This is a genomic window from Streptomyces sp. NPDC005820 (assembly GCF_040630255.1).
Taxonomy (GTDB): Bacteria; Actinomycetota; Actinomycetes; order Streptomycetales; family Streptomycetaceae; genus Streptomyces.
Map to the genome: position 1 here is coordinate 101,712 of NZ_JBEXXE010000039.1, position 7,535 is coordinate 109,246.

Annotated in this window: 7 protein-coding genes; all 7 read right to left on the reverse strand. The window is 69.9% G+C overall.

The window, feature by feature from the left end; translation table 11 throughout:
• Positions 1-112: 112 nt before the first annotated feature.
• Positions 113-832 carry a GntR family transcriptional regulator gene (locus ABZ464_RS37770; RefSeq protein WP_359285253.1) on the reverse strand — a complete coding sequence of 240 codons (720 nt, stop codon included), beginning with the start codon at positions 830-832 and terminating at the stop codon, positions 113-115.
• A 116-nt stretch (positions 833-948) separates the two neighbouring features.
• Positions 949-2,160: an acyl-CoA dehydrogenase family protein gene (locus tag ABZ464_RS37775; RefSeq protein WP_359285255.1), complete on the reverse strand. Its 1,212-nt coding sequence runs from the start codon at positions 2,158-2,160 to the stop codon at positions 949-951.
• Positions 2,161-2,196: 36 nt separating this feature from the next.
• Positions 2,197-3,879: an AMP-binding protein gene (locus ABZ464_RS37780; RefSeq protein WP_359285256.1), complete on the reverse strand. Its 1,683-nt coding sequence runs from the start codon at positions 3,877-3,879 to the stop codon at positions 2,197-2,199.
• Between the two features lie 27 nt (positions 3,880-3,906).
• A complete protein-coding gene (locus ABZ464_RS37785) occupies positions 3,907-5,115 on the reverse strand; it encodes a DUF3500 domain-containing protein (RefSeq protein ID WP_359285258.1) in 1,209 nt (402 codons plus the stop codon).
• A complete protein-coding gene (locus ABZ464_RS37790) occupies positions 5,112-5,957 on the reverse strand; it encodes a cupin domain-containing protein (RefSeq protein ID WP_359285260.1) in 846 nt (281 codons plus the stop codon). The genes ABZ464_RS37785 and ABZ464_RS37790 overlap by 4 nt, the downstream gene beginning before the upstream one ends.
• A 42-nt stretch (positions 5,958-5,999) precedes the next feature.
• Positions 6,000-6,872 carry an alpha/beta hydrolase gene (locus tag ABZ464_RS37795; RefSeq protein ID WP_359285262.1) on the reverse strand — a complete coding sequence of 291 codons (873 nt, stop codon included), beginning with the start codon at positions 6,870-6,872 and terminating at the stop codon, positions 6,000-6,002.
• A gap of 6 nt (positions 6,873-6,878) precedes the next feature.
• On the reverse strand, positions 6,879-7,535 hold a 657-nt coding region (locus tag ABZ464_RS37800; RefSeq protein ID WP_359285264.1), incomplete at its 5' end, for an LLM class flavin-dependent oxidoreductase.

A 7,535-nucleotide genomic window follows, 5' to 3' on the forward strand; every position in this document is an offset into this window, starting at 1 on the left:
GACGGTCGAGGTACTCGGTGATATACCAGCGAGGCCGATCATACCGTTCACAGGAGTGCTCCTGCCGGGTCTCGACGGATACGTCGTCCGACGACGGCACAAGCCGCCGTGTTCAGCGCCGCAGCGGGAGCACGACGCCCCCACCGCCGGTTCCTGGTCGGTTGCTCAGCACGCGCATCGCGGACATATGCGTTGCCAGGGTGACATCCCGGACGATCTGGGTGGCCGTCGCCCCGTCGCGATCTTCTATCGTCGAACCCCATGTCACGCCCGCGGCCAGGAGCGTGTCGACGCAGTCGGCCGCCAGCAGGATCAGGGAAATCACCCGCCACGTCTCGCCGGCCAGTGACCGGTAGGTCTCGACGAGCCGTTCGTTGCGGGAGGCCGTGGCGACCAGGCCGAAGACCTGTTCGGCGATGTCGATGAACCGGATGACGCGGTTCCGGTCGGGCGGCCCGGCGAGCACCGTGTTCCCTTCCACCATCAGTTGCCGCAGTCCGGCGGCCTGCTGGGGGTCGGCCCGACTGGTGCCCAGCGCGGCCATCTCCGGGGCGAGCAGGGTCCAGACGGTGAGCAGGTCGTTGGCGGACTTCAGGGTGAGCGGGGTGATCCGGTACACACCGGGGGACACCGCCTGGACCAGTCCGTCCCGCATCAGGCGAGTCAGCACCTCGTGCACCAGGGACAGGCCGAGTCCGAGCTCGACGGCGCTCTCGCGCTCGGTGAGCAGTCGGCCGGGGCTCAGTTCGCAGGTCATGATCTGGTTCCGCAGCATGCGGTAGACGGCCTCGGACGATGGGGTTTCCAGCGCCAACGCACTTGTGTCTGCCATAAGGTCCCGTCCTTCGGCCGACCGTTGCACGACCGATGCGGCGGGCCACACCGGCGTAGCCTAACGAGCGTCATGCTACGACAGCGTCTGTGAAGTGTCACGACCCGGGCCGCGGGCTATTTCGGCGCGTACCGGCGTAGCTCACGGCGGGCCAGGGACATCTTGTGGACCTCGTCCGGGCCGTCGGCGATACGCAGCATGCGGGCCTGTGCGTACAGCTCGGCCAGGGGGAAGTCCTGGCTCACGCCACCGCCGCCGTGGGCCTGGATCGCGTGGTCGATGACCCAGGTGGCCATCCTCGGCGCGGCCACCTTGATTCCCGCTATCTCGACGGCCGCGCCGCGGTTGCCCACGGTGTCCATCAGCCATGCCGTCTTCAGGACGAGCAGGCGGGTCGTCTCGATCCGGATGCGTGCTTCGGCGACCCAGTCCTGCAGGACGCCCTGTTCGGCGAGCGGCTTGCCGAAGGGGGTGCGCTGGTGGGCCCGGACGCACATCAGGTCGAAGGCGCGTTCGGCCATGCCGATCAGGCGCATGGCGTGGTGGATCCGGCCGGGGCCGAGGCGGGCCTGGGCGATCGCGAAACCGCCGTGCAGCTCGCCCAGGAGGTTCTCCCGGGGAACCCGGACGTCGTCGTAGACGATCTCGGCGTGACCGCCGTGACCGCTGTCGGAGTATCCGAAGACGCTGGTGGACCGCAGGACCTTCACCCCGGGAGTGCCGAGCGGGACCACGACCATGCTGTGGGTGCGGTGACGTTCCCCGCCCGGGTCCGAGCGGCCCATCACGATGGCGACCTCGCAGGCAGGGCTCATCGCGCCGCTGGACCACCACTTGCGGCCGTTGATCCGGAACCCGTCGCCGTCCAGGGTGATGGTGGTGTCGATGTTGCTCGCGTCGGAGCTGGCGACCAGGGGCTCGGTCATCGAGTAGACGGAGCGGATCTCGCCTTCGAGCAAGGGTTCGAGCCACCGCTTCTGAACCGCCGGCGCGGCGAACTGGGCGAGCGTCTCCATGTTGCCGGTGTCGGGCGCGGAGCAGTTCAGCGCTTCCGGCATGATCCACGGGCTTCTTCCGGTGATCTCGGCGACCTGGGCGTATTCCAGGTTCGTCAGCCCGGCGCCGCGCTCTCCGGGAAGGAAGAGGTTCCACAGGCCACGGTCGCGGGCGGCCTTCTTCAGTTCCGCCATGACCGGCGGGGTCTCCCACGGCCCGATCTGGGCCTTCTGCTGTGCGTAGACCGGTTCCGCGGGGATGGCGAACTCGTCCAGGAACCGGGTGGCGCGTAGTTTGAGATCCCGAACCTTGTCGGTCTCCGTGAAATCCATCGCTGCTCCGTAGTGTCGTCCTGCCGGATGGCGCGTTCAGCTGCCCGCACCCGGCAGGGGAGGGTTGTCGCGGAGTTGCCGCCGCAGGATCTTGCCCGTCGCGGTCTTGGGCAGTTCGTCGACGATCTCGACGAGGCGGGGGTACTTGTAGGCGGCCATGTTGTCCTTGGCGTACCGGATGAGGTCTTCCGGGTTCGCCGTCGCGCCGGGGTGCAGCGAGACGAAGGCCTTGACCGTCTCGCCGCGGTAGGAGTCGGGCACTCCCACGACGGCGACCTCCCTGATCGCCGGGTGGGTGTACAGCAGGTCCTCCACTTCCCGCGGCCAGACCTTGTACCCGGATGCGTTGATCATGTCCTTTTTGCGGTCCACGAGGTAGAACCAGCCGTCGGCGTCCATGAAGCCCACGTCACCGGTACGCAGTTCGCCGTCGGGAAAGGCCGCCGCGGACTCCTCGGGCCGGTTCCAGTAGCCCGGGACCACCTGCGGCCCGCTGATCGCGATCTCGCCGATCTCGCCGACCGCTCGCTCCCCGCCGTCGTCGTCCAGGATGCGGGCGACGGTGCCGAAGAGCGGCACCCCGACGGACAGGGCACCCGAGGCCGGGTCGACCGGCGCCCTGGCGCCGAGCGGTGTCCCGTGCGTCAGTGAGTTGGTCTCGGTCAGCCCGTAGACGTTGTGGATGTAGATCCCGGTCCTGGCCCGGAACGCGTCGTTGACGGCGGGCGCGATCGGCGCGCCGCCCGAGTAGACGATCCGCAGCGACGAGAAGTCCTCCGCGGGCCGGCCGGACTCCTCGGCGAGCCGGGTGAGCGCCGTGATCGCGCCGACGGTGAACGTCGGGCGGTGCTCGCGCAGCGCGTCCAGCATGACCGCGGGATGGAAGCGATGGGTGAGCACGAGCGGACACGGCAGCAGCAGCGACAGGCCGACGTGGCCGATCAGACCGGTGACGTGGAACAGCGGTGCGATGCCGAGCACGCTGTCGACCGGGGTGAGGTCGAGCCAGTCGCGGAAGTTGTAGCAGCCGTACACCATGGTGCGGTGGGTGTTCATCGCGCCCTTGGAGCGGCCGGTGGTCCCCGACGTGTAGGTGAGTACCGCGACGTCGTCCGGCTCCGGGGGCGCGGCGCCGGGGCGTCGCCCACCGTGCAGCTCGATGAGCGCCGACAGGTCGGACGTGCCGTCGGGGACGGGCGGGCGTGGTGGCCGCAGCACTCGTTCGTCGTCGCGGGCCTGCCAGTCCAGTGCGGAGGTGGTGATCACCGTGCCGACGCTCGTCCGGCCGGTCGCGATGACGCCCCGCGCGACCTCCTCGTACAGGCTGTCCAGACACAGGAGTGCCCTCGCGCCGGAGTCGGCGAGCAGGTACTCCAGTTCGTGGGCCTTGTTCATCGGGTTGATCGCGACCGCGGTGCCGCCCGCCTTCCACGTCCCGAGCAGACCGATGACGAAGCCGGGATCGTTCTGCACGTAGACGGCCATCCGGTCACCGCGCCGGAAACCGCCGTCCAGAAGGACGGACGCGAGCGCGTCGGAGTACCGGTCGAGCTGGGCGAGGGTGACCGCGCCGTCGAAGTAGCGGAGCGCGACCTGTTCGGGGGCGCGTCCGAGGGACGCGCGGAACATGTCGAGCATGGTGTGGTACTCGGGCTCGACCGCGGCCGACTGGCCGGCACGGTAGCGGGCCAGCCACGGCCGGTCCTGGTAGGTGTTCACCTGGGAGCTCTCCCGGGGCAACTGGGGTCAGTGGTGGTGGTGCGCGTAGTGCTGACGCAGGAGGTCCTTGCCGTAGTCGCCGCCGTTGGGTGTGCGCACGATCGTGTGGACGTGGAACGGCTCGGGCTCGTCGTTGTCGAGGAAGATGCCCGGGTGGTTGTCGTATTCGATGAGTACGACCGGACTGTGCACGCGGTAGTAGAAGGGCGCGCCCTCGTCCCAGGTGCCGATCCAGGCGAGGTGGGTGGAGTCGAGGTGCCGCGCGATCTGGGCCCGGCGGTGGGTGCGCGGAGACTCGGGCAGGGCCTGCAGATAAGGGTCGGTGAGCGCGAGGAGCAGTTCCCGCTGACCGGCCGACAGCTGGTCGCCGGCGAGGCCCGTGTAGGGCAGGACCAGGTTGTCGCGCCCGGCTCCGGCACGGTGCCGGCCGTCCACGACTCCTGCCAGTTCGGGTGGCAGCTCGGTGGACAGCATCGACCCGTACTGCAACGCCTGCCCGCGCTGTACGGCGGACAAGGACGCCATCAACTCCCTTGCCCGCTCCTGGTGTTCGGCGAAAACGACGTCGCCGTCGAACTCCACGCCGAGGAACGCCGGTGTGAGCACGACCTGTCCGCCGACGAACAGGCAGTGCAGGTCGACGTGATGCCCTTGCAGCTGCCAGCCCCACGGCTGGTCGGACGAGGGCTCGCCGAAGATCGTGAACCGGTAGCAGAACTCGGTCAGGGTGTCGTCGTAGGCACCGACGAGCTCCCCGAGCCTGCCGTTGAGGCGCATGGCCTGGCGTGCCTGGTCGAATCCGGCGGCGCTGATCGAGGCCTCGACGACGGCGAGGGCGGCCTTGCGCTCGGCGTCGGTGAGCTCCTGCAGCAGCAGACCGTGCTCGTCGAAGGTCAGGAAGGCGTTGCTCCACAGCCGCCACTCGACCGCGTCCAGCGGCAGGGCGGCCTTCGCGCGCTGCCGGGCGTCCAGGCCGGCGAGGTGGTCGCGAGCCGCCTGTGCCGCGCGGGCGACCGGTGCGCCCTCGTCGCGCAATGCGAACAGGTCGGGCACCGGCCTGCCGTCGGTGGTGACGCCCACGAACGGCAGGCCCGCGGTCTCCGCGACCGGCGGCAGCTCGGCGTCGCCCACCAGCGCGAGGATCGCCGCGACCCCGGCTTCGTCGGAGAAGTCGACCACCCCGCGCCGCAGCGGCAGGTTCGCCGGGCGCGGGCCGTACCCGCCGAGCCCGGTCATCGTGTCGCTCCGCTCGGCGCCGCGGCCGGGGCGTTCGTGGTGCCACCGTGATCGTCCCCGTTGGCGGCGAAGTCGACTCCGCGGTCCCAGGGCCTGCCCGGCTCGGGAGCGGGCGTCAGGATCCCCAGGTGCTTCTCGGTCACGTCGCCCTCGTTGTACTGCCGGTGGGGTACGCCCGCGGGAAGGATGACCAGTGTGCCGGGCTCGGCGATGTGCTTCTCGAGCGCGACCTCGATGGTGAGACGCCCTTCCAGGACGAGGTAGTACTGGTCGAACTCGTGGACATGGGTGCCGGGCCCGGCACGGCCGGGGTCGACTTCCAGGTAGTTGACGACGGCTCCGTGGGAGCCCGACTCGGGGTCGGCCAGGGGCTGCATTCGGAAACCGGGCAGCGCCTCGGGGAGGGCGGCGGGATCGAGTGTGCGCACGTAACCCCGGCGATCGGTGCGGTCCTCGGCCGGTATGTCGGCCGGCGAGTCGACCATGATCGCGATCTGCGCCATGGGTGCCGGTGCCGGAATGATCATCTCGAAGTGGGTCTCGGTGCCGGGCCCCTCGTTCCAGTTGCAGTGCGCCAGTCCGGCCGGGATGAAGACCAGGCTGCCCGCCCGGACCTGATGGACCTCGTCGCCCAGGCGCACCTTCATCGAGCCCGTCATGAGGTAGTACAGCTGATCGCTGCGGTGGTAGTGCAGGCCCGGGCCGCAGCCTCCCTCCTCGATGGTGCTCGCGATCATCAGAGCGCTCTCCAGATGCGACAGGAACTGCGCCCGATAGCCCTTGAACCCGGTGTCAAAGGCCTGATCGATATCGAGGGGTCGAACAAAGGTCATGCGTGCCATCAAGGTCTCCTGGGAACAGATCAAGGACGAGGTCGTGATGTGTCACGTGTGGTCGGCGTTCGGCCCGGCCGCACCGCCCGGCGGTGGCATCGAGGCGAGGAGGTTGCCCTCCAGGACCTCCTTCGTGACCTGGTCCGGCTCGATGACGTGCGCGCGCAGGAAGTCGACGACGAGGCGGGCGCTGCTCCGGGTGTAGCGCGGTGTCGTGTCGAACTCGTGGTCCTGCCCGGAGACCAGGTGCAGTTCGCGGATCACGCCGACCGCGGTCAGGGCGTCGAAGAGACACAGGCTCGTGACGGGCGGAATGAACCGGTCGTCGGTGCCGTGGATCAGGACGGTCGGTGGATAGTGCTCGTCGATGTGGTTGATCGGGCTGGCCAGCGCGGCCTCCTCGGCCGTGACGTCCGGCCCGAGCATGTGCTGGGCCGGCAGCTCACCGCGACCGGGCGTCAGGGACAGCGCGGCGGGAGGGTAGTACGCGATCACGGCGGCGGGGGCCGGTACCGGGGCTGCGGTGCCACGCGCGTCGGGCTGGTAGCGGCCCGTGGTGCCGGCCAGGAGCAGCGCGAGCTGTGCTCCGGCGCTGTGTCCCTGCAGCACGATGTGCCCGGCGTCGACGCCGAGTTCGTCGGCGTGCTCGTGCGTCCACAGCAGGGCCGCCCGGGCGTCGTCGAGCTGGGCGGGCCAGGCCGCGGAGTCGAGCAGCCGGTAACCGACGGCGATCGCCGTGAGACCGTGTGCGGACAGGGCCCGGCACCGGGCGTGCACGGCCGCGCGGTCGCCGAGCCGGAAGGCGCCGCCGTGCAGCACCAGGACCGCGGTGTGCAGATCGGCGACCGGGTGGGGAGTGAAGACGTCCAGCCGTTGCCGAGGGTCGTCGCCGGGAACGTACGCGAAGGTGGAGAAGTCGCTCATCGCCGGTCAGCCGATCTCGGCCGCGCGCAGCCGGGGGATGACCTCGCGGCCGAACAGCTCGTGGGTCCGGCGAAGCTGCGCCGGGGCGAAGTTGAAGGTGGCCGCGAAGTTGCCGGCGCCGAGGGCCCGGCACTGGCGGATGATCTCGTCGGCGACCTGCGCGGGCGTGCCCAGGATGAGATCGTCGCGGGACAGCTCCTTCTTCGGGGCGTCCGGGATCTTCAGGCTTTCGAGCTGCACCCGGAAGAACTCCTCGTGCCCCTCCTCGGCTGTCCGCGCGCCCTGGTCGAGGTCCGCCTCGTCCTCGACGATCACGACCTCACGGCGGATGCCGACCTGGTCGGGGCCGGTGGGCATGCCCGCTTCGCGGGCGGCGTCCTGGTAGGCCTGGTAGACGGGGACGAGTTTGTCGACGTCGGCGAAGCCGCCGCACATCTTGAGTCCGAGTGAGCCGGCGCGGCGGGCCGACGCCTCGTTGGTGGAGGCGGTCCAGACGGGCGGGGAGGTGCGCAGGAAACCGGGTGTGATGCGGATGTCGTCGAAGGAGAAGTGGGTGCCGTGGTGGGTGACGGCGGGTTTGGCGATGGCGGCGAGGAGGACGTCGAGGGTTTCGGCGTGTATCTCGGCGGCTTTTTCGCGGGGGATGCCGACGACGGCGAGCTC

Excerpts from the sequence above, each read along its gene's own strand:
- ABZ464_RS37770 (WP_359285253.1), bottom strand. The coding sequence starts at position 832 with ATGGCAGACACAAGTGCGTTGGCGCTGGAAACCCCATCGTCCGAGGCC.
- ABZ464_RS37775 (WP_359285255.1), bottom strand. The coding sequence starts at position 2,160 with ATGGATTTCACGGAGACCGACAAGGTTCGGGATCTCAAACTACGCGCC.
- ABZ464_RS37785 (WP_359285258.1), bottom strand. The coding sequence starts at position 5,115 with ATGACCGGGCTCGGCGGGTACGGCCCGCGCCCGGCGAACCTGCCGCTG.
- ABZ464_RS37790 (WP_359285260.1), bottom strand. The coding sequence starts at position 5,957 with ATGGCACGCATGACCTTTGTTCGACCCCTCGATATCGATCAGGCCTTT.
- ABZ464_RS37795 (WP_359285262.1), bottom strand. The coding sequence starts at position 6,872 with ATGAGCGACTTCTCCACCTTCGCGTACGTTCCCGGCGACGACCCTCGG.